Raw genomic sequence first — 23140 nt, forward strand, 5'->3', positions numbered from 1 at the left:
ACGATTTGTGAACGGAATCCTCGATTCGATCTACAAAACATTATCTGAGAAAGGAAAGGAAGTTCTTTCACATGGAACAGATAGCCCTTCTTCATAGGAAAAACAACAGAATGTTCGCATTGCTGGTTTTTTTCCTAGCCTCCTTAACCTATATCATTACTGTAGCGCCGTCGGTATCATTCTGGGACTGTGGTGAATATATCGGTGCGTCACACTCGCTGGCAATACCTCATCCTCCGGGCAACCCGCTCTTTGTGTTGCTGGGAAGGTTTGCATCGATGATTTTCTTCTTTTTCAGGCAGGTTGCCTTTCGGGTCAATCTCCTCTCCGTTATCAGCGGTGGGGTCACGGCAATGCTGATTTATCTTATCGTCGTTCGGAGTATCCGTTCATGGATGGGATTCCCCGACACCACTTGGAAACGGATTACCATGTATCTCGGTGGTATTGTCGGTGGTCTCTTCGCCGCGTTCGGCTACACCTTCTGGTTCAGTGCGGTCGAAGCGTCAGTGTATATCCCCTCCATGCTATTTGTGGCTTTAGGAACCTGGCTTTCCCTGGTCTGGTCCCAGAGCAGTCATCCGAACCGAGACCGGTTGCTTGTTCTGATTGCCTATCTGGTCTTTATCGGTGTGGGCGTGCATATGATGGCCATGATATCGATGATGCCTGTTTTTCTTTTTGTTGTGTTGTCCGATCAGGAAAAACTCAGGGACTGGCGGCTATGGCTCACCGGTATACTGCTGGCTTCGGTGCTGTATAATGTGTCGTGGTTTTTCTATATGGCCCCGATTTCACTGGTACTGACTGGTGTTATGTCGCTTATGGAAGGCCCTAATCAGCGAAAATGGCGTTTCTGTTTCTGGCTTTCCTTTTTTGCTCTCCTGGGCTATTCGGTCCATCTCTATATTCCGATCAGATCTGCTCTGAATCCCATGATCGACGAGAATCATCCCGCCCGTTGGCAGGCATTTATCCATTTCCTGGAACGGCGGCAGTATGGATCGGACAATTTCATTGTCCGTATGTTCCATCGTCGAGGGGCCTGGACAAAACAGTTCGGTATTGACGGCCACATGGGTTTCGGCGGATTCCATATTACCCAGTTTTTTCATTTTGGTCCTGATATTTCAGTGGATCGCGAAACAGGTCTCTTTGCTACCTGGGGCGCTCTGGGCGGTTTTGTACGCCTTATAATTTATCTCATTCCAACCTTTTTCATGATTTTCGGGTGGTTTTACCTGTATCAGAAGAAAAGAAATGTTGCCATTCTTTTAGGAACACTGGTTCTTCTGGGAACAATTGGTCTTGTCTTTTACATGAATTTTGCCGACGGTACCCGGGCGGAGATGCGCGATTACAAGATGTGGGTACAACGCGGACGGCCCGGACCAATGCCCACTGTTCACCGCGAGGTACGTATTCGTGACTATTTCTTTACCTCCGGTTTCATGTTTTTCGGCATGTGGATGGGGATTGCCGCAAGCTGTCTGCTCCATCTGCTTTTCACAAACAAAGACAAGTTCATGCGGACAACACTGGCGCCCATTTTCGTGGTTCTCTTTGCCGCCGCGCCGGCACTTCCCTTTGCCCAGAATTTTTCGGTTAACAACCGCGATGGCGACTGGGTCCCCTACGATTATGCCTATAATCTGCTCATGTCGTGCGATAAGGAGGGTATTTTGTTTACAAATGGAGACAATGATACCTTTCCCCTCTGGTTTCTGCAGGAGGCTGAGGGTATCCGCCGGGATGTCCGGATTGTTAACTTGAGTCTGTTGAATACAAAATGGTATATAAAACAGCTTAAAAAGCTCGAACCCACGGTACCCATTACCTTTACCGACGACCAGATCGATGCGTTGAACCATGAACTCAATCCATTCGAGAAACCGTTTAATTACAAGATGAGTAACGCTAAGATCACGGTCACGGTTCCCGGACGGGAACAGAAAAATGCCCTCAGGGTCCAGGATAAAATGGTGCTGCATATTCTTGATGCCAACCGGTGGAAGAAACCGATCTATTTTGCAGTCACTGTCTCCAACGACAACAGGATGGGTGCTGATCCTTATTTGAAAATGGAAGGCCTTGTCTACCGGGTAATGCCTGAAGATGTTCCACAGGAAGAGCGGCTGGATATCGATAAGACAGTCTACTTCCTCGATCAGGTTTACAGTTTCAGGGGGCTTGGTGACGGCAGTGCGCTTATGAGTGAAACATCATTCAAACTCATGACCAACTACGCCGCCAGCTTTGTTCAGGTTGCCATGGCTCTTCGACGGCCTATTTTTCAGCTCAAAGATCAAGTTGACAAACTTGAACAGCAGGTTGCCGAATCACCCGAATCATCGGATTCATTGAAAACGGTTCTGGCTGATATCAAAGAGGATTATGATGCCAAGTTGAGTCTTGCCATCGATAAGCTTGATCAGTGTGTTGCGCTCATGCCTTGGGAATGGCGCTGGCGCATGCTGCGGCAGGAATTCCTTATGACCGCCGGCCTTACCGAAGAAGCCGAGAAACGGGCCCGTCAGGCGCTGATTATCGAGGAAAACAATCCCGAGTATCAGAAAATGCTCGCCCAGGCACTCCAAGCCAACGGAAAAGTCGAAGAAGCCAATCAGGTCTGGAAATCGGTGCTTGATGATGCCGATACCAATCCCTGGGAAGCCTACGTGATGCTGGCCAGAAACTTTCAGGAACGTGGCCTCTACGATAGTGCCATATCACTGATGCAGCAGTTCCAGGAATCCCATCCGGGCGACCGCCGCTCAGCCGCTATGATCTCCCAGTTCCAGGCGCTCAAAAAACAGGCGCAGCAGAAACCGGCTGATACCGCAACCGATACCGGTGAAGCCGTGGATTCGGGAGTCTTGCAGTTGAATGCAGGATAGTTTATATTTCGAACAGAAGATAATAAACAATGGCGGGGCCCGATGGTCCCGCCATTTATGTTTTTAGCTCTTCTGAATAGAAATATATACCAGCCATGATACATCCGGCGCGCATTACCGGGCTTAATTCGAAACCCCTTGCAAAGGGCGACTATGTTCTTTACTGGATGCAGCAGTCGCAGCGGGCAGAATATAACCATGCCCTCGAGTATGCAATAGAAAAGGCAAACGAGCTGCAGATCCCCCCGGTTGTTTTCTTCGGCATTACAAATAACTTTCCCGATGCAAATCGCCGTCATTATCGTTTTATGCTCCAGGGCCTTCGGGACGTGCAGGCATCCCTCGAAAAAAGAGGCATCAGGTTTGTTGTTCAGGATATTTCTCCTGAAAAAGGCGCTGAAACCCTGACCCAAAAGGCGTCACTGCTGGTAACCGACAGGGGATATCTGAAAATCCAGAAAAAATGGCGGAACAAGGTTGCCGGTAGTGTTCCTTGCAGCATGGTGCAGGTGGAGAGCGATGTTGTTGTGCCGCTAGAGACGGCTGTACAAAAAGAACAGTATAATGCCGCAGCCATCCGGTCGAAGATCACACCGCAGCTCCATGAATTCATGAAACCACTGGGGGAAACAAAACCCCGAAATAGCTCCCGGAAACTGAAATTCAAACATTTCGATATCAGCGACATCGATAAGGCGCTAAACCGGCTTTCGATAAATGATGATATTTCAGACATAACCTGGCTGACCGGCGGTACCGGGAATGCAAACAAAATCCTCGACACATTTATCAGCCACAAACTGGACCGCTTTGGTGATCTCAGAAATGATCCCTCCCGGGATTATCAGTCACATCTCAGCCCCTATCTCCATTTCGGTCAGATATCACCTCTTTACGTTGCATTGAAAGTATCCGGGACAAAATCTCCCGGCAAGGATGCTTTTCTCGAAGAGCTTATCGTGCGAAGAGAGTTGAGCATGAATTTTGTCCATTACAATCCTCACTACGATTCGCTGGACGCCATTCCCGAATGGGCCCGGGCAACAATGAAGAACCACAAAAAAGACAAACGGCCCGCGAGCTATTCGGTAAAAGAGCTGGAGCAGGCGGCAACGCATGATTCTTACTGGAACACCGCACAGAAAGAGATGATTGTTCGAGGCAAAATGCACGGATATATGCGCATGTACTGGGGAAAGAAAATTATTGAATGGTCCAAATCCCCGGAAGAGGCTTATGAGTTTATGCTGTATCTCAACAACAAATACTTTCTTGACGGAAGAGATCCCAACAGCTATACCGGCGTGGCCTGGTGTTTCGGCAAACACGACCGGGCATGGAAAGAACGAAAAGTATTCGGCAAAGTCCGTTATATGAACGATAAAGGCCTTAAAAGGAAATTTGACATTGAGGCGTATGTCAAAAAGGTAGAGGCCTGGTTTGTTTCCTGAGAGATCGAATGCCGGAAAATATTCTTTCGATAATTTATATTCTCATTTATTACCAAGGTGTGAAAATCTGTTTGAATCTGTGTGAATACACCTTTTCTGTTTGTTAGTACCAACATAAAGGCTTCGGAACTATGGAACTCAGTGTCGGCTATACCTTCGAACCTGGTCTGATCCGTTCATTGGCGGCTTTTCCGAGTGTGCGCGAGGTTTACGGCAAACTCGATCGTGATATAATCGGTGGCGGACGATCGACCTATACGCTCAGGAGGACATCGGAAACCATGGTGAAAGAGGCCGTCAAAGAAGCCCACCATTACGGGATGGAGTTCAACTACCTCATTAATGCGGCGTGGCTTGGAGGGCTGGAGCAGACACGATCGGGTCAGGAAAAAATACGGAAACTTCTCGATTTTATCGTGTCCTGCAATGCCGACAGCGTAACGGTCGCTTCACCATATCTGGCCAGGCTTATCAAGGCGCAATACCCGCAGCTCAAGGTGCGGGTGAGCGTCTTTGCCGTTGTCGACAACCCGCTCAAAGCGCAACAGTGGGAAAAAATGGGTGTCGATACGATTTGTGTCAGCGGTATCGCCTGCAACCGGGATTTCAAGCGTCTGAGAGCGATCCGGAAAGCGGTTTCATGCCGGTTACAGCTTATTGTCAATGCGAGCTGCATTGCCGGATGCACCCACGAACTGACCCATATGCAGATGCTTTCCCAGAGTTCCCGAAAAGGGGATCCCCTCAAAGGTTTTGTCCTCGACTACTGCTTTCTAAACTGTTCTTCACAACGATTCAGAGATCCGGTCAATTTTATCCGGTCCATATGGATCCGGCCTGAAGATCTCCATTATTATGAAGATATGGGGTACGATTCCTTTAAAATTGTCGAGCGAAGTTCCCCGAAAGAACTGGTAATAAAACGGGTCACGGCCTATGAAAAGCGCTCGTTTGCCGGTAATCTGTGGGAGCTCATTGCACCGGTTGCTCATATCTCATCGCAACAACGGGCTCCTCTGCAACAGCGGCTCAGGGTGATAACTCATCTGTTCAAACCACACCTTGTCAAACCTCGAAGTTTGGCGCTGTTAAAAAAGTATGCCGATAAACTAATGATTAATTCCTGGATGCTCCCTGATGCTCCGGTCTATATCGATAACCGTGCCCTCAATGGTTTCATTGAGGGAATCAGAAAGCGGGATTGCTCGCATCTGGAATGTACTCAGTGCGGATTCTGCCGAAAATGGGCCGAAAAAACCGTCACCATCGAGCCCCGGTATCGGAGTGATGTCCTCGCAATGGCCGACAAGCTCGATTACGGTCTGGAACACAGTGCCCATTGGCTGTGAATTCTCAGATCCCGTATTTCTTCATGACAAGTGCAGCATTGTGCCCGCCGAAAGCGAATGACTGACTTAGTGCATGATTGATTTCGCAGTGTCCAGCCTCGGTAACAAAATTGAGGTCTCGCACCGGATTGCGGAGATTTTTGCAGATATGCGTGGTGTCGTCTTTACAACTCAGAGCGGTAACAATCGCTTCAATTGCACCGCTTGCTCCCAGGGTATGTCCGATCAGCGATTTGGTGGAATTAACACGTGGTTTTGCACCGAAAATCCTTTCGATAATCCCGGCTTCGATCTCATCGTTGAGCCGGGTACCGGTTGCATGGGCATTGATATAATCGATTTCGCTCGCCGGTAAGGAGGCATCATCGAGAGCATCGCTAATCATTCGAACAATGGCCTCACCGCCCTCCTCCATCATCATGATATTATGTGCATCAAAGGATTCGGCAAAACCGGTTATTTCGGCGATAATTTCTGCACCCCGGTCTTTCGCGTGATTCTCTTCTTCTAAGACAAGCATCGCAGCGCCACCCTGGCTGAAAAGGAAGCCGGAACGGTCGGTGTCGAAAGGACGGTTTGCTGTTGAGGGATCGTCGCAATTCGATACAAGGGCCTTTGTCTGGTCGAATCCCCGGTAAAGGCCCCCGAATGGATCATAGAGGTTTTCGATGCCACCGGTAAGTACACAATCTGCTGTACCACGCTGAATGGCCTTGAATGCATTGCCCACGGCAATGGTCCCCGATGCACAGGCGCTGGTGAGTGTCTGGTTCGGTCCTTTTAGACCATATTTGATGCCCGGAACACTCGAACAGGCGTTTGGCATGATGATCGATACGGCAAAGGGGTTAAACCGGAAAGGCCTGATCAAGAGTTCTGCAATCGAAGTGATACTTTTTTTTCTCTGTTCCTGCTGTTGAGCGCTTGCACCCGCAACCTCGGAAAGCTCAGTAAGTCTCTCTTTTACCGGTGTAAAGGTATGATAGGACTGGCTTTCTATAAGGGATGATATTCCGCCGATGCCGGTTCCAATAAATACACCGGAGCGGAGCGGATCCAGCGCCTCGACGGCATAGATGTTTTTTTTCCTGTCGACGAGTGTCCTCGCAAGGCCGGCATCGGTAAGTGCCTGATGAGTTGCTGCAAGAAGAAGCAGTGTTGTATCGCCCTGCTGCATTTTCTCTATCCGGCTGATCGAATAATCTTCGTAGCGGATTTCAGGCAGGGGGGCCCAGAGGGTGGAGGTGTATTCGGAGTAGGAGCGCCACTGCTCGGGAATCCGGCTCACAGCCGCGTTGCCCTCACAACAGTTGCGCCAGAATTCCTCTTTTCCAATGCCGTTGGGTGCTATAACCCCAAATCCTGTGACAACAACCCGTCGATTCATGATTGGGGTTGTTTTGATGACGGCGAATCGATCTGGTTCATAATAAAATCAGCTGTAGCGCCGATAGTAATCAATGATTTTGCTTCTTCATCGGAAATCTGACGCTTGAATTCATCTTCCAGAGACATGAGCATGGTGACAATATCAAGTGAATCGGCTCCAAGATCTTCCTGAAAGTTACTGGATTCGGAGAGCTTGTTTTCTTCAACCCGGAGCACTTCGACAACAACTTTTTTAATTCGACTGACAATATTTTCCCGTGAAATTTGATCCCCCATAGCGCCCTTTCTGTTAATTTAGGTGCTCGTGTACTATATTAATTCACTATTTATTATGGTGCCTGTCAGGAATGAACAGGATCTATTAAAATAGTACCTGGAGATCAAAAAGACAGGATATTTGGTATAATCAGTGTAAAAAAAGGAAAAATTACATGAGTACGAAACATGATATTGGACACAGCATCCCTCCTGAAATCAAGATCGCATCGATCGGTGCAGCGAATCCACCGGTAAAAATAGAACAGCCGCTTGCAGACCGTCTCTACACGCGATACTATAAAGACGAATTAACCCGGCGAAGTATGGATGTTCTTCACAAGGTACTCTTACACCCCAGCATTAAAACCAGATATGTTTCGGCAAAAAATCATACCGAGCTTCTTAAGTTCAAGAATGAAGACCCTGATAAGCGCATGGACCGTTTCGCCTACTGGGCGGTTGAACTAGGTAAAAATGCTGTGACCAGAGCGATAACAAAATGCGGCGCTGAAATCTCGGATATCGACGCGCTTATAACAAATACCTGTACCGGGTATCTCTGTCCGGGTATCGGCACCTATCTTATCGACGCGCTTGGCTTGTCACCCGATACCTTTGTGTATGATCTTGCGGGTGCCGGATGTGGTGGAGCGATCCCGAATATCCAGCTGGCTCATAACTTTGTTAAAGGTTCTCCCGGAAGTATCGCGGTCAGTGTGGCGATCGAGATATGCAGTGCAACGTTCCAGATGGATAATGATATCGCCTTAATCATATCCAACGCGATTTTCGGTGACGGTGCTGCCGCCGCAGTACTCTGGGACCGTCCGCAGGGATTTACACTGGTTGACACCATGAGCAGATTCGATCCGAAGTACAGGGAAGATGTTCGTTATGTCTATAAAAAAGGACAGCTCCATAATCGTATCAGCTCCCGGCTGCCTAAAGTGCTCGGAGAAATAGTTCCTGCCTTAATTAACGAGTTGATCGAAAGAAATAACCTGAAAATATCCGACATTTCCCATTGGGCTATTCACCCCGGAGGGGATAAAATTATCGAAATTCTTAAAGATGAGATGAATCTCTCAGAGGAACAGCTCGACCCGACCCGTTCGGTACTGTCGGAATATGGAAACATGTCCTCACCTACCGTGCTCTTCGAGATTGACAGGATCATGAACAATGGAACCAAATCGGGTGATTGGGGTGTTGTGGTCGGCTTTGGGGCGGGACTTTCGGTTTATGCATACCTTTTAAAAACCTGATAAGGAAAGGGACAATCATGAAACAGGGAGATTATTTTTTGCAATGCTGTAAATCGTTCCTGATTATCAGCATAGGCATAGGGAGCCTTTGGGCAGATGAAAATTCGGGAGAGAAGGTCTTTAGTTACCGAGGGATTGTTGAAGTTACTTTTCAGGGAGCTTCAACACTCCATGATTTTGAAGGCAATGGAATAAGCGAGTCTTTTGTGCTGACCGGAAGGCATGATAGTGCAACCGGTGATACCGTAATCTTTGCAAAGATAACCGTCTATGCCGAAAGCCTGGCGACGCCTAATGAAGGTCTCAATAAGAACATGTATAAAACGCTCGAATCACAGCAGTATCCCACCATTACAGCAATAATCGACAGTGTGCCCCTCGACAACATACGGCCCGGGGGGGAGGGTGATGCCGGATTTTCATTTGTGCTGAGAGTTCGGGATGTAAAGAACCGGCTTGCCGCAACAGTCTCCAAATTCAAAATGGAAAACGAAGCGCTTATATTTACTGCCAGTTTTGACTTTTCGATTTCAGAATTCAAGCTCGATCCACCGGCCCCGGCTTTCGGTCTCATAAAAATGAAAGACATTGTCAAGGTACAAGCGCGCTTTGTCATGAGCAGCGGGAAAGAATAGCCTTACTGCTGGTCACATTCATCAATACTGCCATTTCCCGGCATTTTCCGATTATCTGCTGAGCATGGTAAAAACATGAGAATCGGCGTAAAAAGAAACAGGTCGGCCGCTGCAGCAAAAATGAGGATAATGGTGGTCAGAATTCCCATATGCGCGGTTGGACGAAATCCAGAGAAGGAGAGAATGCCGAAGCCTGCGGCGAGAATGAGGGAGGTAAAAACAATGGCATCTGCCGTGTGACGCATTGCATAGTGCACGGCATCGGTCGGTTTCCGGCATTTGCCTGTGCACGCTGCCATGAATGCATACAGCAGATGGATCGTATCATCGACTATTATTCCCAGACTCATGGCTGCAACGATTGAGGTTGCAAGTCCGGCTTCACCGGTAATGATCCCCCACAGGCCGATCGCCATAAGCAATGTCACAATGTTGGGGAAAAGACCGATTATGCCCCAGTGCATTGCCCTGCCCAGAATACTCAGGAAAACAAAGATTGCTATAAGGGTAATCCCTATACCGCGGGCCATGCTCCTGATATTATGTTCGGAAATGTGGGCAAAGAGTAACGAAATACTTGAGATAACAGCGGTAATACCATCTGCATCGGTGTGATCGGTCCGGTTTTTGATTTTTTGTTCGAGCATTCGAAGTTCTTTGGCCGATATTTTGCCTACGGTAACGATAACCCGGGTAGCATTTTTTCCCCGTCCTACAAGGAGTGACATTCCGGCCTTTTGTGCTGAACTGCTGTGACTCTGCTCAAGAATCGACTTTATCAATGAGGGGTCACCGAGGCGGTAGTAGGCCGTGTCACCTCCGTGGAGTTGCCGGTTTATCAGCTTGAGTACATCACTGATCCCCGCAACATGCACGACACCGGGATAGGAGCGGGCCCATGAACAGAAATTGTCGATATAGTCAAGATAGGAGGTGTCGCTTATCGATGTTCCCGGTGGGGGAGTAAAAGAACATTCGATGTAATCGAGACCGGTCAGATTTTCCATCACTGCTTCGGTATGATTTTTGAAAGTAAAGCTCGAATCGAAATAATCGATAAACATGTCGTTGAACTCGATCCGCCGGAGTCCGAGTATGCAGGTAAAAGCGATTGCTGCCGTAAAAAGCAAAAGCTTGTTGGAATGTGCGGTAATAAGGGTTCCAAGGTATGTTCCGATTAAATCATGACGACCCCATCGGGGGGGGCGGGCCTTGATGGGCATGGATATCAACATGAGCGGAAGAAGGGTCATGGTAAGCAGAAATGCCGCTACTATTCCGATGCCGACAATTGTCCCAAGATCACGAAAAGGTGGTACTTCACTGAAATTCAACCCTGCAAATCCGATAAGGGTCGTTGCGCTGGTAATGAAAACGGGCATGCTGTTTTTCCGCAATGCATGCAATACGGCATCTTTTTGGCTCGTGCCCGGACGATGAGCGTGAAAGAAGCTGATTACAATATGAATACAGTCGGCAATACCGACGGTAAGTATGATGATTGGTGCTATCGATGATGGCGGTGTCAGAACAATGCCGAGCCATCCCGCAAAACCCATTGCCGTGAGTGAAGAGCCCAAAACAACGGCAATGACCGCAAGTAAAGTGCTTGTGTCGTGCAGAATAAACCAGAGTGCGATTATCATGATCAGATACATCAGGGGAAGAAGCAGGCGGATGTCTTTAAAACTCGCTTGAGCAAATGCTTCATCGAGCATATAACCACCGGTGACATAAAGCCGGATATCCGGATAAGTAGGCGATAAAGATTTTATTATGCCACGTGCCGAAGTTGCTATCTGCTTTGTGGGGGTAGGAATCGAATCGGGGATGTCGAAATAGACCACAATGCCGGCTGCGTGCCCGTTTGAGGATACAAGACGGTTTATTGCAAGGGGATCTGAAGTAATGGTTTTCTTTATTTTGTCGAGGTATCCGGTGGTGCTGGTATCGGACAGGTCGATAAGATTTTTTGCCGTCAAACCGCCGAGGCCCATGACTGTTTTTTTGTAACTGGTAACCGACTGCACCAGTGATGCATAGGGAAGCTCCCGGATCCGGGTCTCGAGGCGATCGATACATTGAAGGGTCCGGGGGGTAAAAATGTCGCCGGAATCGGGAACAACACAAAACAGAAGGTTGCCATTGTAGCGATAGGAACGCTGGAGCTTTTGCTGCTGTTTAAATCGTTTGTTCGATTGACTGAAGAATGAGGTGTGCTCGTGAGTGACGGTAAGCCGGAATATTCCCGAACCGGATACGATAACACATACAATCCAGAATACAAGGATCGTTTTTTTGTAGTTGAGATATTTTTTAAACAAACTGTTCATTTATTATAGCGAAAAAAATGCTGCCGGAGTTTTCCGGTTGATGTCTACATAATAAATTTTTGAATCTTTTGTACAAAACCGAGCGGTAGAGAATAAGGAGGATAAACTACGGGGACGCCCAGCCGGTGATGCTTATCCATGACACTCCGAATGTAGCTGAATGTATCGAAACCGGACTTGCCGTGATATCGGCCCATTCCGCTGTTACCTACACCCCCGAAGGGAAGTTCCTTAGACATAAGGGCATGGATCGTCCCGTTGAAACAGATCGTGCCCGACCGGGTACGCTGCCTGATTTTATCTTTAATTTTACTATCTGCCGTAAAGCAATACAAAGCAAGCGGCTCCGGTAGAGAATGCAGATGCTTTAAAAGGATGTCTACATCTTGATATGCGGTAACGGGAAGGATCGGTCCGAATATCTCTTCCTCCATAAGCGGGGTATCCCAGGTGTCAAATTTTACCACCGTAGGCTCGATATATCGTTCGGCATCTTTGACCGTACCGCCATACAAGGGAGTGCAGCTTTGAAGAAGCTTTGTGAGCCTTTGCACATGATGATCATTAACGATACGTCCGTAATTAGAGCTTTCGAAAGGGTTCTTGCCGAAAAAACGCCTGATCGCATCGATGAGCGCCTGGTTTAAATCGTCAAGTATGCTTTCGTGGACACACACAAAGTCGGGCGCTATACAGGTTTGGCCTGCATTGAAAAACTTGCCCCAGACAATCCGCCGAGCAGATTCTTTGACCGATGCCGAGGAATCGACAATGCAGGGGTTTTTGCCTCCCAGTTCAAGCGCAACCGGTGTCAGATGTCTTGCCGCCGATTCCATGACCGCTTTGCCGATACTGCTGCTGCCCGTAAAGAAAATGAAATCGACATTCTGAGCGACAAGCGCCTTTGTTTCCGACGCCCCACCCGTGCAGACGGTCAAAATCGATGGATCAAATGCATCGGCTATCATTTTTTTAATACACGACGCCGTGGCCGGGGTATATTCCGACGGTTTTAAAACAGCACAATTGCCTGCGGCAAGTGCCGCTGCAAGGGGGGCAAAAATCAGCCCGAAAGGATAATTCCAGGGAGCAATAATAAGCGCACACCCATAGGGGCGAGGATAATAATAGCTGTGACCGGGCATGTTTATAAGCAACATCTTTGCCCGCTTTTTTTTCGACCATTTGGCTACGTTGCGAATTGCATAGTCGATCTGCGAAAGGGAATAGGCGATTTCACTTGTATACGATTCAAAGGCCGGTTTACCAAGGTCCTCTTTCAAAGCCCGAATGATCTCGTCTTCATACGACTCGATAGTTGCCTTTAGCCGACGCAAATAGCATTTTCGTTCTCTAATTTCTAATGTGGCGCCGGAGGCAAAGAATATTTTTTGCCTGTCAATTATATTTTGAGGATCGAATGAACTCATGAATCCTACTCACAATTTCTGGCTGATAACGGGTAAATGTATTCTAAATATACTTAACCGCGACCGGGAAAATATCATGAAACAAACCTCCAGGACCACTCGAGTGACAATCGGTCTGCTGCTCTGTTGCATGGCAATAATAAATGCGGAAAATGTTGAAAGAGAATTTGGTCCCCGGCTGAAAAAGGGGATAGCACTATTTGATTCGGCATATAATGCATGGAATGATAGCCTGTTTCTCGAGGCATATGCCCATTTTTCCAAAATGCAGCGTTCCTTTCCCGCACAATATTTTCCTCGGTACTGGCAGGGGGTAGTGAGTTTTTATCTGGTATCCTATACCTTATTCGGTCTGCCTGAAGACCGGGATCAAAAGGCCGCTGCCCTGTATGTCGCTCAGGCCCTGGATGCGCTGAATGAAGCATTGGAGTTGAAACCCGGTGATGCCGAAGCTTTAGCGCTGCTGGGAACACTCAAAGGAATAAAAATATATCTCAATCCTCTGCTGGCACCGGTGCTGGGACCGCAGGTAATGAATGCAATAGAGCGTGCTCTGGAAGCTGGCCCTGATAACCCGCGAGTGTATTATCTTGTCGGAGTCAGCTATTATAACACACCGTCCTTTCTTGGCGGGGGAGCGGCTAAAGGGTTGGATTATCTGCTCAAGGCACATGAGCTTTTTGCTGGAGAGGCGAAGAGACCGGACAATCCGCTTTCGCCCGATTGGGGGTATAGTACCTGCCTGGCCTTTATCGGCAAAGTATATATGTCTGAAAAAGAGTATGAAAAAGCACGTATCTGGTTTAATAACGCTCTGGTTGTAAATCCGCAGGATAAACTGGCAAAGCGGGGGATTCGTGAACTCGCTCGGATAGCACCTTAACAGCAAAGGAAAAATACCAATGCAAAATAGGAAAAAGGTTATTGTTATCGGCGCCGGGCTTGGTGGCATGTCCGCAGCAATCAGCTGTGCAATCCGTGGATATGATGTTACCGTTTATGAAAAAAACGACAAAGTCGGCGGAAAACTCAATGTGATGAGCAAAGACGGATTCACCTTCGATCTGGGGCCATCGATTTTGACTCTGCCCCATATTTTCGAACAGCTTTTTGCCATGTCCAACAAAAAAATGTCCGATTATGTCGATATCGAGACGCTCGATACGCACTGGCGGAATTTTTTTGAGGATGGTACGGTTCTCAACCTGTATGCTGATAACAAAGCTACCGCCGAAGAACTCGAAAAGCATATTCCCGGAAGCGGTATTCAGTATAGAACATTTGTAAAATATTCGAAAAAGCAGTATGAAATTGTTGAAAAGAAATATTTCAAAAAAGGCCTGGATACATCCTGGGGTATTTTTACCAGCTACAACTGGTTTGAATTGTTCTTCAATCTCGACATATATCACACGATGAATTATTCGGTGGAGCGCTATTTCAGCGATCGACACTTGCGTGATATTTTCAATTATTTCATTAAATATGTGGGATCATCCTCCTATAATGCTCCCGGTTTTATGAACCTCCTTCCCTGGGTGCAAATCGGCTACGGGCTCTGGTATGTCAAGGGTGGGATGTACAATCTGGCAAAGGGACTGGAAAGGTTAATGAAAGATCTCGGGATTACTATTCATATCGGCACCGAAGTTACGCAGATCATGCACGAGCGAAGCCGGGTAAAGGGTATTATACTGAAAAATGGAGAAGAACAATGTGCCGATGCGGTGATTTCCAACATGGAAGTGATTCCTGCTTACAAAAAGCTTTTAGGCGAACCGGACTCATTTATGCACAAACTTGACAAGTTTGAGCCGGCATGTTCAGGGCTCGTGCTTCACCTGGGCCTCGATACTATTTACCCACAGCTGGCGCACCATAATTTTGTTTACTCAAACAATCAGAAGGAGCATTTCGATCTGGTTTTCAACAAGAACGTTATTCCAAACGACCCGAGTATCTATCTTGTTGCACCCACCCGTACCGATCCATCTCAGGCTCCCAAGGGGTGCGACAATCTGAAAATATTACCCCATATTCCCTATATAAACGATGACCATCCTGTAACCGGAACCGATTATGAGGCGCTGGCCGAGCGGTGCATCGACAAACTCGAGGCGGTGGGGCTGAAAGATATCCGCAGACATATTATCGTAAGGGACATGTGGACGCCGGTAGATATCGAGGCACGGTACTATTCCAATAAGGGGGCAATTTACGGTGTCGTATCGGATAAAAAGAAAAATTTTGCTCTCAAGGCGCCCAAGAAAAGTTCCCGGTATTCAAATCTTTATTTTGCCGGCGGAAGTGTCAATCCTGGAGGAGGCATACCGATGGTGTGTCTGAGTGGACAGAATACAGCACAATTAGTGGCCCGGGATCTGGGGTAGCAGGAACCGATGATTATATTTTCCCTTATCGCAGCATCCCTGGCGGCAGTTCTTTTCTGGATTCCCGGCCTGTATCTTTTGTGGCGGATCCCTTTTTGCAGCGGAGAACGAAATGGTCATGAAGGGTGTACAATTATTATTCCTGCGCGTGATGAAGCCGGCAATCTGCCGCCCCTTTTGGAATCTTTGCGCTCTCAGCTTCTGCCCCGTGATGAAATTCTGGTTGTCAATGATCATTCCCGGGATAATACCCCCGAAATTGCCCTGAACCATGGCGCCCGGGTGATGGGAAGCGGTAAACGGCCCGATGGTTGGACCGGAAAAACATGGGCATGCTGGCAGGGGGCTCAGGCCGCGAATAATGAGATGATGCTGTTTGTCGATGCCGATACCTGGTTTGCCCAGGGAGCGCTCACGAGAATGGTCGCAACCCTGCAACGTAAAAATGGACTGGTGTCGGTTCAACCCTTTCACTGCATGAAAAAGGCATACGAACGTCTCTCCGCCCTCTTTAACCTCATGGTTATGATCGGTGTGGATGCCTTTACGTTTGGGAAAACCAACAAGGGGCCGTCTGGAAGCTTCGGGCCATGCATACTCTGCAGCAAAAAAGACTACTTTACTGTTGGAGGACACAAAAGCGTCCGCAATCTGGTACTGGAAAACCTTGCGTTAGGGCCACTATTTAAAAAATCCGGATTTCAAATCAGTTGTTTCGGTGGTGCACATACAATCTTTTTCCGCATGTATTCCGATGGCCTGAAAGATTTGGTTGAAGGATGGACCAAAGGGTTTGCCACAGGGGCCGCTCGAACACCACCGCGTATTATGGCCCTCACTATTGCATGGATCAGCGGGGCTTTCATCGCCGCAATTGTTGTCGCTGTGGCAATTTTGGTACATACTCTCTCTGCCATGGCGGTTGCCGCCTTTATTTACCTGCTGTATGCAGGGCAATTCTACTGGATGCTTCGTCGAATCGGCAATTTTGGAATTCTCACCTGTCTGTTCTTTCCGCTCCACCTGCTTTTCTTTGTTTTAATTTATATTAGGTCCTTTATAGCAATTTTCATACGCAAAAGCGTCCGGTGGAAAGGGCGGAACCTTTCGATGGGGAAATGATTATGAGACTTTGGCATTTTAGTAATTTACTGACAGTAATAATCGATTTTGCAGCCTGGTTTGTACTGCATATGCTCATTGCGCTCGGTGGCACATTACTTCCACGGCGCCTTTTTCATGAAAAACAGTGGCTGTTTCGGAGTCGCGGATGGGAGAAAAAGGGAGATTTTTATCAACAGTTATTCGGTGTGATTGGCTGGAAAGATAAATTGCCCGATGGTGCGAGCTGGTTTCGCGGCGGGTTTGCCAAAAAGCGGGTTGCGAGTACCAATGTTGAATACCTTGATAATTTTGTTAAAGAGACCTGTCGGGGTGAGCTGGTCCATTGGATTGTGGTTGCTGTCTCTCCGGTCTTTTTTCTCTGGAATCCATGGTATGCGGGAATTATCATGATTGTCTATGCCCTGGCCTCTAATATTCCCTGCATTATTGTCCAGCGCTATAACCGGCCCCAGCTGATGCGCATTGTTAAGCGGCGGCGGGAATATATTCGAAAACAGCACCAGCCGGTCGAAACCGGGGAAAAGATATGAAATCAAAGCATATTGCAGTAATCGGTGCCGGAGTAGGAGGACTTACCTGTGCACTGCTGCTTGCCTCCCGGGGCTATTCGGTTACCGTTTATGAGAAAAGGGACCGTGTAGGCGGACGCAATTCGCAGTTTACGCTGGGCTCCTATACTTTTGACACAGGACCGACCTTCCTGACAATGAATACCATCCTGCGGGAGATATTTTCTGCTGCAGGAAAAAATCTGGAAGACTTTTGTGAGATTGTTCCACTCGATCCGCTCTATCGGCTCTCATTTCCCGACTGCGCCCTCCGGGTACCAGCAGACAATACCGCTCTCCGGAGCGAAATAGGACGGCTTTACCCGGGAAATGAAAAAGGATTCGATCGCTATCTTTCGTACGAGAAAAAACGTTTCGAGCGATTGTATTCCACCGTGCAGCGCGATTTTTCCAGTTTATGGGCATATATTTCTCCGGATATGATAACCGGGATTCGGTATCTATCACCGGGAAAAAGCCTCTATGATGTCCTGAAAAGGTATTTCACTTCCGAGCAACTCCGCATCGCTTTTACTTTTCAGGCAAAGTACCTGGGAATGTCGGCCCGTGAAGCTCCTGCTTTATTTACCATGCTTTCCTATATGGAACATGCATTCGGTGTCGATCATGTCCGGGGCGGGCTTAGTATGCTGAGTGAAGGCATCGCTGAAGCTGCCGGTCGGGAAGGAGCCAAGATTTACTGTTCGACACCGGTAAAACGTATTATTACTCAGCGAAAGCGAGCCATTGGTATCGAACTGGCTGATGGACAAAAGGTTCATTGTGACGCCGTAGTGGTTAATGCCGACTTCGGCCATGCCGCCACGACACTTTTTGAACCCGGTCTGCTCCGGAAATATGCACCCCGGCGGATCGCCGGTAAAAAATTCTCCTGTTCTACTTTCATGCTCTATCTCGGCTTGGATAAACAATACAACGAGCCGCACCATAATCTTATTTTTCCCGGCGATTACTGGAAGCATGTCGATGAAGTAATGCACCAGGGGGTGGCTTCCGATGACATGTCCATTTACATCCGCAATGCATCGGCAATAGATACAAGCATGGCGCCTCCGGGACATTCATCTCTGTACATTTTGGTGCCTGTTCCCAACCTGCTCAAAGAGCCTTCCTGGGATAAGGAAAAAACCGGCTTCTATCGTCGCACCGTGCTCAATAAAATAAAAGAACGAACGTCAATGCAAGACCTGGAAAACCATATTGTTAATGAGCGGATTATCACCCCTGCAGATTGGGAGCGTGACTATTCAATTTACGGTGGGGCGACATTTAACCTTGCCCATACTTTCGACCAGTTACTTTATTTCAGGCCCCATAACCGTTTTGATGAAATTTCGGGTTGTTATCTTGTCGGTGGGGGCACTCATCCCGGGTCGGGACTTCCCACCATCTTCGAATCCTCACGAATTAGTGCGGGTTTGATTTGCAGAGATATTTAATCGAATGCTTTTGTTGCATCAAATACAATTATTTACTCACCTCTTTCTGAAAAACCAGGATATCCACATACCCGAAAAAGAAACTTTCTGCTTTCTGCAGTTTCAGTTGTTCCTTTTCGGCCATGAGGGCCAGTTCTTTTCGGGGAGGGTAATGGCGGAGACTCCGGGCGATATAGGCATAGACATGAGGGTTTTGATGAATAATAATTCCCCAGATACTTCCCCAGAATTCCAGAAGAGCCAGGTGGAATTGGGCATGGATTTGATTTGAAGGGCGGGCAAAATCCAGAAACAGGGCCAGGCCTCCGGGTTTGAGAACTCGTGATATCTCCCTGAATGTATCCGGCAATGACGGCGCGTTGCGCAGGGCATAGCCGCCGGTTATTATATCGACCGATTCGCTGCGGAAAGCCAGTCGACTCATGTCATGGGCACAGTAGTGCAGGTTTGGGTGATAAAAAGAATTCCGGGCCAGATGAAGCATATCGAGTGTTATATCAATACCCATCACCGAGGCGTCGGGGTACCGCTTATGAAGGAGTTTTGTCAGATCACCGGTTCCACAGGCAAGATCAGCTATCCGGGGAGCTTGCATATTCGGAAGGAACCGAATCATCCGCCTTTTCCAGGTCTTATCCCGGTTAAACGAAAGGAGTCGGGTTATCTGATTATATCGCGGCGCAACAATTTTAAAGAGACGGCGATTATACCGGTACTTTTCCTCTGAATCGGAAAAGTGAACAAACGTATCAAGTTTTGATTGTGTCACAGGTGATACCGCTGCAATGATTAGTGATAAATTATCCGTTCTTGTGATAAGCTTTGTTGCAATATCAGCCGCGTTCTATTTTAGACGAAACCGTTTTTATAAAATACAAAATACCTATATCCCTATACCATGTGCAGCTTCAAGGGCTGTTGTTATCGGAATATTTTCAGAAACATGATACTTGAAAAAGCAAAAAATTACTGGTTGCCTGATCTTTCCGAGAGGTACTGCCAACCTGAACTTATGGATTTTCCGGAAAGCGATACAACATTGCTTTATCGAACACTCGATCAATTCGAGCACATAAATGACTTGTTTTCTGCCTATAAAAGATTGACCCGGAAATATTTCCTTTCCGATATGATTACCCGCGGCAAAAAGGAGTACCGGGTAGCCGATATCGGATCGGGCGGAGGAGATTATGCCCGATGGCTTGTTAAGGAATGCCGGAAAAGAGGCATAACGACAAAGGTTACCTGTATCGATTCCGATAAACGGGTAATCGATTATGCCGTAAAGAAATGCAGTTCTTTTCCTGAGATAACCATTCTTCACCGGAATGTTACCGATCCCCAGGTATGGCGGGATCCCTATGATTATGCCTACGCAAATCATTTCCTTCACCATTTTGCCACCGAAAAAATTCCCGGACTTCTTTCCCTGATCGACCGGAATATACGGAATGCGTTTTTAATTAACGATATTTACCGTTCTCCCGGTGCCTATGTCGGATTTACACTTATATGTGCCCTTTTGTTCAGGAAAAGTTTCGCATTCTATGATGGCCGCCTTTCGATTCGAAAAGGATTTCGGCTTTCCGAGCTTCAGTCGTATGTTGACAAAGCAAACCTGCCCCACCATACATATATCCGGAGAGAGTGGCCGGCGCGGTGTGTTGTTTTTGGAGGAAAGAGTTAAGAGATGAGGATGGTGGATCCGGCGACCGGTATCATTCTCAAATACAATCTTTAGTAAACACCCGATATCATATTTGCCGAAATGCGTCCTGATTCATAGATTGTTGGAAGGCCCGAGCCGGGGTGGGTACCTCCGCCTACAAGATAACAATTGTCGACTTCTTCGAATTTGTTATGAGGACGGAAATAGAGCATCTGGGTGAGATTATGACCTAAATTAAAGGTCGCTCCGAGAAAAAGATTGTAGTCGTTTTCCCAGTCGGAAGGTGTTATGATTTTTTCTTCGATAATATGTTCCCGCAAATCATGCATGGAGGTTCTTTTGCAGATGCGGTCGAGTACCTTTTCCCGCTCCATTTGTATGGTTTCATCGTTCCACTGGATTGAGCTTTTATTGTTGGGTACGGGGACCAGAACATAAACAGCCGAATGGCCGTCGGGAGCAATTGTCGTATCGACAGCGCCCGCGTTGCGCACATAAATCGACATGTCGTCGGACAATACTTTCCGTTGGGCAATATCGGTAATATTATTTTTGTAGTTTTCTGCAAAAATAATCTGATGATGGGGTTCATCATAGCGCTTATCGATACCCAGGTAAAGCATAAAGGTGGAGCAGGAAAATTTCTTTTTTCTCAATCGATGGGGTGCATATTTGCGGATGATTCCCGGTTCGAACAGGTGGGTCATTGCGTAGCCGAAATCGGCATTGATTATCACCTGGTCGGCTTCGATTTTCTCTCCATTTTCAAGTTCGACTCCTCGTGCCTTTCTGTTGGCGACAATGATTTTTTTAACCGGCGCATTGAGTCGAATCTGGGCACCGTGATCCATGGCAACGGCAGCCATGGCATCGGAAATTCTACTGAGTCCCCCGATAATATGATCGATGCCGAATGCGTGTTCGATATAGGGGATTATGGTAAATGCCGCAGGGCATTCCCAGGGCGACATGCCGAGATATTTTGCCTGAAAAGTAAAGGCAACTTTCAGTTCTTCATCGGTAAAATAGTCGCTGAGGTTCTGATAGAGCGTTTTATTGAGTGAAAGAAAGGGTATCGCTTTTAACAGGGCGGGAGAGAAATTCGAGCGGAAATTGGAATAGGGCTTCTGCAGACAGGGATACATCATCTTATATCTGAATCCCTCTTTTTTCAAAAAAGCATCGTATCCATACTGATCGCCCGGAAATTGTTCGGCAATACGGTTTCGCATTTCCTCATGGTTTGAGGTGGGATATATTCCTCTGTCTGCAAAAGCAAGTTTATACATGGGGTCCAATGGAACGACTTCGCAATAGTCTTCCAGCTTTTTGCCCGCAAGCTCAAATACTTCTCTGAGAATAAAGGTCATCATAAGGAATGTCGGGCCGGTATCGAATGTGTAGGAACCGAGTTGAATAGCGGTATTCCGTCCACCCACGGTGTTTTCTTTTTCACAAAAGGTTACTTTATACCCTCGCTTCGCGAGAATCATTCCCGCAGTCAATCCGCCGGGACCTGCTCCGATAATCAGAATGTGTTGTGATGACACGATATACTCCTTAATACATTAATTCTTCTGTTCCAAGCCATTTGCTCTGTTGGCCGATCAAATTTTGTAATTAAATCAAAATGTATCAAAGCCATAATATGGAAAAAACAGTAAAATAGGTAATATACTATCTTATTTACTACTGTCTGGCTAATTTTCATTTGAAAGGAAAGCGTACTATGAATCCATACTTAAAATTCTGTACGGTTATTAACTGCATGGATGGCCGCACCCAATTACCGGTAATCGATTTCCTTAAAGATCACTTTAAAGCCGATTTTGTCGATTCAATTACTGAGCCGGGGCCAATTAAAATCATATCCGAAAAGACCGATACGGCACTCATTGAGAGTATGAAAGCGAGATTGGCGATATCGATTGAACAGCATAACTCGGTAGGCATCGCCTGTGTGGCACATTATGATTGTGTGGGGAATCCTGTCGGAAAAGATCGGCAGCTCGAACAACTTGGGGATTCTATTGAATATATCAAATCCCTCTATCCCGGCCATCCGGTTATCGGACTCTGGATCGGTGAAACAGGGAACGCGGAAATAGCACTGAACGATACAAAGTGATAGGTCAAATTATAGGGCTCACCTGATAAGTGCCTGAATTTCCTGTTTTTTTACCTTTTCGTCATTTTCCTCGTCAGGATCTTCCACCGGCCCCGCACTTCCAATGGTAAAAAGGAAATAGGCTCCGGTAAGGCGCGCATTCGGATCCCCGTTTATTTCACTTTTATCAAGCTCCCAGTTGTCGCTCATAAGATCGAATCGATAACCGGCCCTGATACCAAGGATATGGTGTCCTTCTCTGAGCCGCCGCTTGACTACAAAGTTGGTTCCCACTCCTACACTGAGCAGAAAACTACTCTTTTTAAACTTAAGTGGCCGGAATATGCTGTCGGGCTCAGCCAGTATTTCTTCAAACCGGTACCCATCACTTTCATTAATCTCAAATTTCATATTGCCGCCGCCGATCCCGAAAAGGGGATACAGCTCGATAACACCGGGCCGGAAAACATTTAATCCAAAATTGAACAGTGCCGAAAATCCCGATAATGCGGTCAGACCTTTGCTCGATTCACCGTCTTCCCACCTCAGCCAGTTAAGTTCACCGCCAATTACCGCACGCTCGGCAAGTATCTGCAAACCTCCGCCAATAGAAAATGGATAGGATTCAAAATCATCATAGCCGTTTCTTTCGAGCAGATCGTTGAAATCACCAAGATCATAATAACCGCTTCCTATGGAGAAAAACGGTCCCGCAAATACCTTCGGCGAAAGACTTTCAGACGAATCTTCCTGAGCAAAAAGCTGTACTACAGCAAGAATAAAAATCATTGCCACCGATTTACAGAGTGAAAAACTCTTGTTTTCTTTCATTGT

Annotated in this window: 19 protein-coding genes; 12 read left to right on the forward strand and 7 right to left on the reverse strand. The window is 47.2% G+C overall.

Annotation, left to right across the window (positions count from 1 at the left end; all coding sequences use genetic code 11):
- Positions 1–71: 71 nt before the first annotated feature.
- The 3 genes from GF401_13740 to GF401_13750 all read left to right on the forward strand — a co-directional run bounded on the left by GF401_13740 (position 72) and on the right by GF401_13750 (position 5697).
- Positions 72–2897 (forward strand): DUF2723 domain-containing protein, encoded by a 2826-nt coding sequence (locus GF401_13740; GenBank protein MBD3346114.1) that lies wholly within the window; start codon positions 72–74, stop codon positions 2895–2897.
- A 95-nt stretch (positions 2898–2992) separates the two neighbouring features.
- Positions 2993–4348 (forward strand): deoxyribodipyrimidine photolyase, encoded by a 1356-nt coding sequence (locus tag GF401_13745; GenBank protein MBD3346115.1) that lies wholly within the window; start codon positions 2993–2995, stop codon positions 4346–4348.
- A 131-nt stretch (positions 4349–4479) separates the two neighbouring features.
- Entirely contained in the window at positions 4480–5697 is a 1218-nt protein-coding gene (locus tag GF401_13750; protein ID MBD3346116.1) for a peptidase U32, read from the forward strand.
- Between the two features lie 4 nt (positions 5698–5701).
- Here the strand turns inward: GF401_13750 and GF401_13755 are convergent, their stop codons facing one another.
- Positions 5702–7084: a hypothetical protein gene (locus GF401_13755; protein MBD3346117.1), complete on the reverse strand. Its 1383-nt coding sequence runs from the start codon at positions 7082–7084 to the stop codon at positions 5702–5704.
- Complete coding sequence (acpP, locus tag GF401_13760; GenBank protein ID MBD3346118.1) at positions 7081–7362, reverse strand: acyl carrier protein; 282 nt, start codon at positions 7360–7362, stop codon at positions 7081–7083. The genes GF401_13755 and acpP overlap by 4 nt, the downstream gene beginning before the upstream one ends.
- A 155-nt stretch (positions 7363–7517) precedes the next feature.
- Here acpP and GF401_13765 point away from each other — a divergent pair, with 155 nt between their 5' ends.
- Positions 7518–8609 (forward strand): type III polyketide synthase, encoded by a 1092-nt coding sequence (locus tag GF401_13765; protein ID MBD3346119.1) that lies wholly within the window; start codon positions 7518–7520, stop codon positions 8607–8609.
- A 17-nt stretch (positions 8610–8626) separates the two neighbouring features.
- Positions 8627–9244: a hypothetical protein gene (locus GF401_13770; protein ID MBD3346120.1), complete on the forward strand. Its 618-nt coding sequence runs from the start codon at positions 8627–8629 to the stop codon at positions 9242–9244.
- Positions 9245–9246: 2 nt separating this feature from the next.
- Here GF401_13770 and GF401_13775 read toward each other — a convergent pair whose 3' ends face one another.
- Positions 9247–11577: an MMPL family transporter gene (locus GF401_13775; GenBank protein MBD3346121.1), complete on the reverse strand. Its 2331-nt coding sequence runs from the start codon at positions 11575–11577 to the stop codon at positions 9247–9249.
- Positions 11578–11621: 44 nt separating this feature from the next.
- Complete coding sequence (locus GF401_13780; protein MBD3346122.1) at positions 11622–13007, reverse strand: aldehyde dehydrogenase family protein; 1386 nt, start codon at positions 13005–13007, stop codon at positions 11622–11624.
- A gap of 76 nt (positions 13008–13083) precedes the next feature.
- Here GF401_13780 and GF401_13785 point away from each other — a divergent pair, with 76 nt between their 5' ends.
- Genes GF401_13785 through crtI (GF401_13805) form a run of 5 tightly spaced genes read left to right on the forward strand, consistent with a single transcriptional unit; the run spans position 13084 to position 18530 of the window.
- Positions 13084–13890 carry a hypothetical protein gene (locus GF401_13785; GenBank protein MBD3346123.1) on the forward strand — a complete coding sequence of 269 codons (807 nt, stop codon included), beginning with the start codon at positions 13084–13086 and terminating at the stop codon, positions 13888–13890.
- Between the two features lie 19 nt (positions 13891–13909).
- Positions 13910–15397 carry a phytoene desaturase gene (crtI, locus tag GF401_13790; GenBank protein ID MBD3346124.1) on the forward strand — a complete coding sequence of 496 codons (1488 nt, stop codon included), beginning with the start codon at positions 13910–13912 and terminating at the stop codon, positions 15395–15397.
- A gap of 9 nt (positions 15398–15406) precedes the next feature.
- Positions 15407–16519 (forward strand): glycosyltransferase, encoded by a 1113-nt coding sequence (locus GF401_13795; GenBank protein ID MBD3346125.1) that lies wholly within the window; start codon positions 15407–15409, stop codon positions 16517–16519.
- A 2-nt stretch (positions 16520–16521) separates the two neighbouring features.
- On the forward strand, positions 16522–17052 hold the full coding sequence (locus GF401_13800; GenBank protein ID MBD3346126.1) for a glycosyl-4,4'-diaponeurosporenoate acyltransferase: 531 nt from the start codon (positions 16522–16524) through the stop codon (positions 17050–17052).
- Positions 17049–18530, forward strand: coding sequence for a phytoene desaturase (gene crtI, locus GF401_13805; protein MBD3346127.1), 1482 nt, complete (start codon positions 17049–17051; stop codon positions 18528–18530). The genes GF401_13800 and crtI (GF401_13805) overlap by 4 nt, the downstream gene beginning before the upstream one ends.
- A gap of 28 nt (positions 18531–18558) precedes the next feature.
- On the opposite strand, the gene GF401_13810 is transcribed toward crtI (GF401_13805), so the two are convergent.
- Positions 18559–19362: a methyltransferase domain-containing protein gene (locus tag GF401_13810; protein MBD3346128.1), complete on the reverse strand. Its 804-nt coding sequence runs from the start codon at positions 19360–19362 to the stop codon at positions 18559–18561.
- Positions 19363–19428: 66 nt separating this feature from the next.
- On the opposite strand from GF401_13810, the gene GF401_13815 reads away from it, so the two are divergent.
- Complete coding sequence (locus GF401_13815; GenBank protein MBD3346129.1) at positions 19429–20217, forward strand: methyltransferase domain-containing protein; 789 nt, start codon at positions 19429–19431, stop codon at positions 20215–20217.
- Between the two features lie 50 nt (positions 20218–20267).
- Here the strand turns inward: GF401_13815 and crtI (GF401_13820) are convergent, their stop codons facing one another.
- Positions 20268–21749, reverse strand: a complete 1482-nt coding sequence (gene crtI / locus GF401_13820; protein ID MBD3346130.1) for a phytoene desaturase — start codon at positions 21747–21749, stop codon at positions 20268–20270.
- Between the two features lie 179 nt (positions 21750–21928).
- Here crtI (GF401_13820) and GF401_13825 point away from each other — a divergent pair, with 179 nt between their 5' ends.
- Positions 21929–22327 (forward strand): hypothetical protein, encoded by a 399-nt coding sequence (locus tag GF401_13825; GenBank protein MBD3346131.1) that lies wholly within the window; start codon positions 21929–21931, stop codon positions 22325–22327.
- Between the two features lie 18 nt (positions 22328–22345).
- Here the strand turns inward: GF401_13825 and GF401_13830 are convergent, their stop codons facing one another.
- Positions 22346–23137 carry a hypothetical protein gene (locus GF401_13830; protein ID MBD3346132.1) on the reverse strand — a complete coding sequence of 264 codons (792 nt, stop codon included), beginning with the start codon at positions 23135–23137 and terminating at the stop codon, positions 22346–22348.
- Positions 23138–23140 lie beyond the last annotated feature (3 nt).

This window comes from Chitinivibrionales bacterium, from assembly GCA_014728215.1.
Classification (GTDB): Bacteria; Fibrobacterota; Chitinivibrionia; order Chitinivibrionales; family WJKA01; genus WJKA01.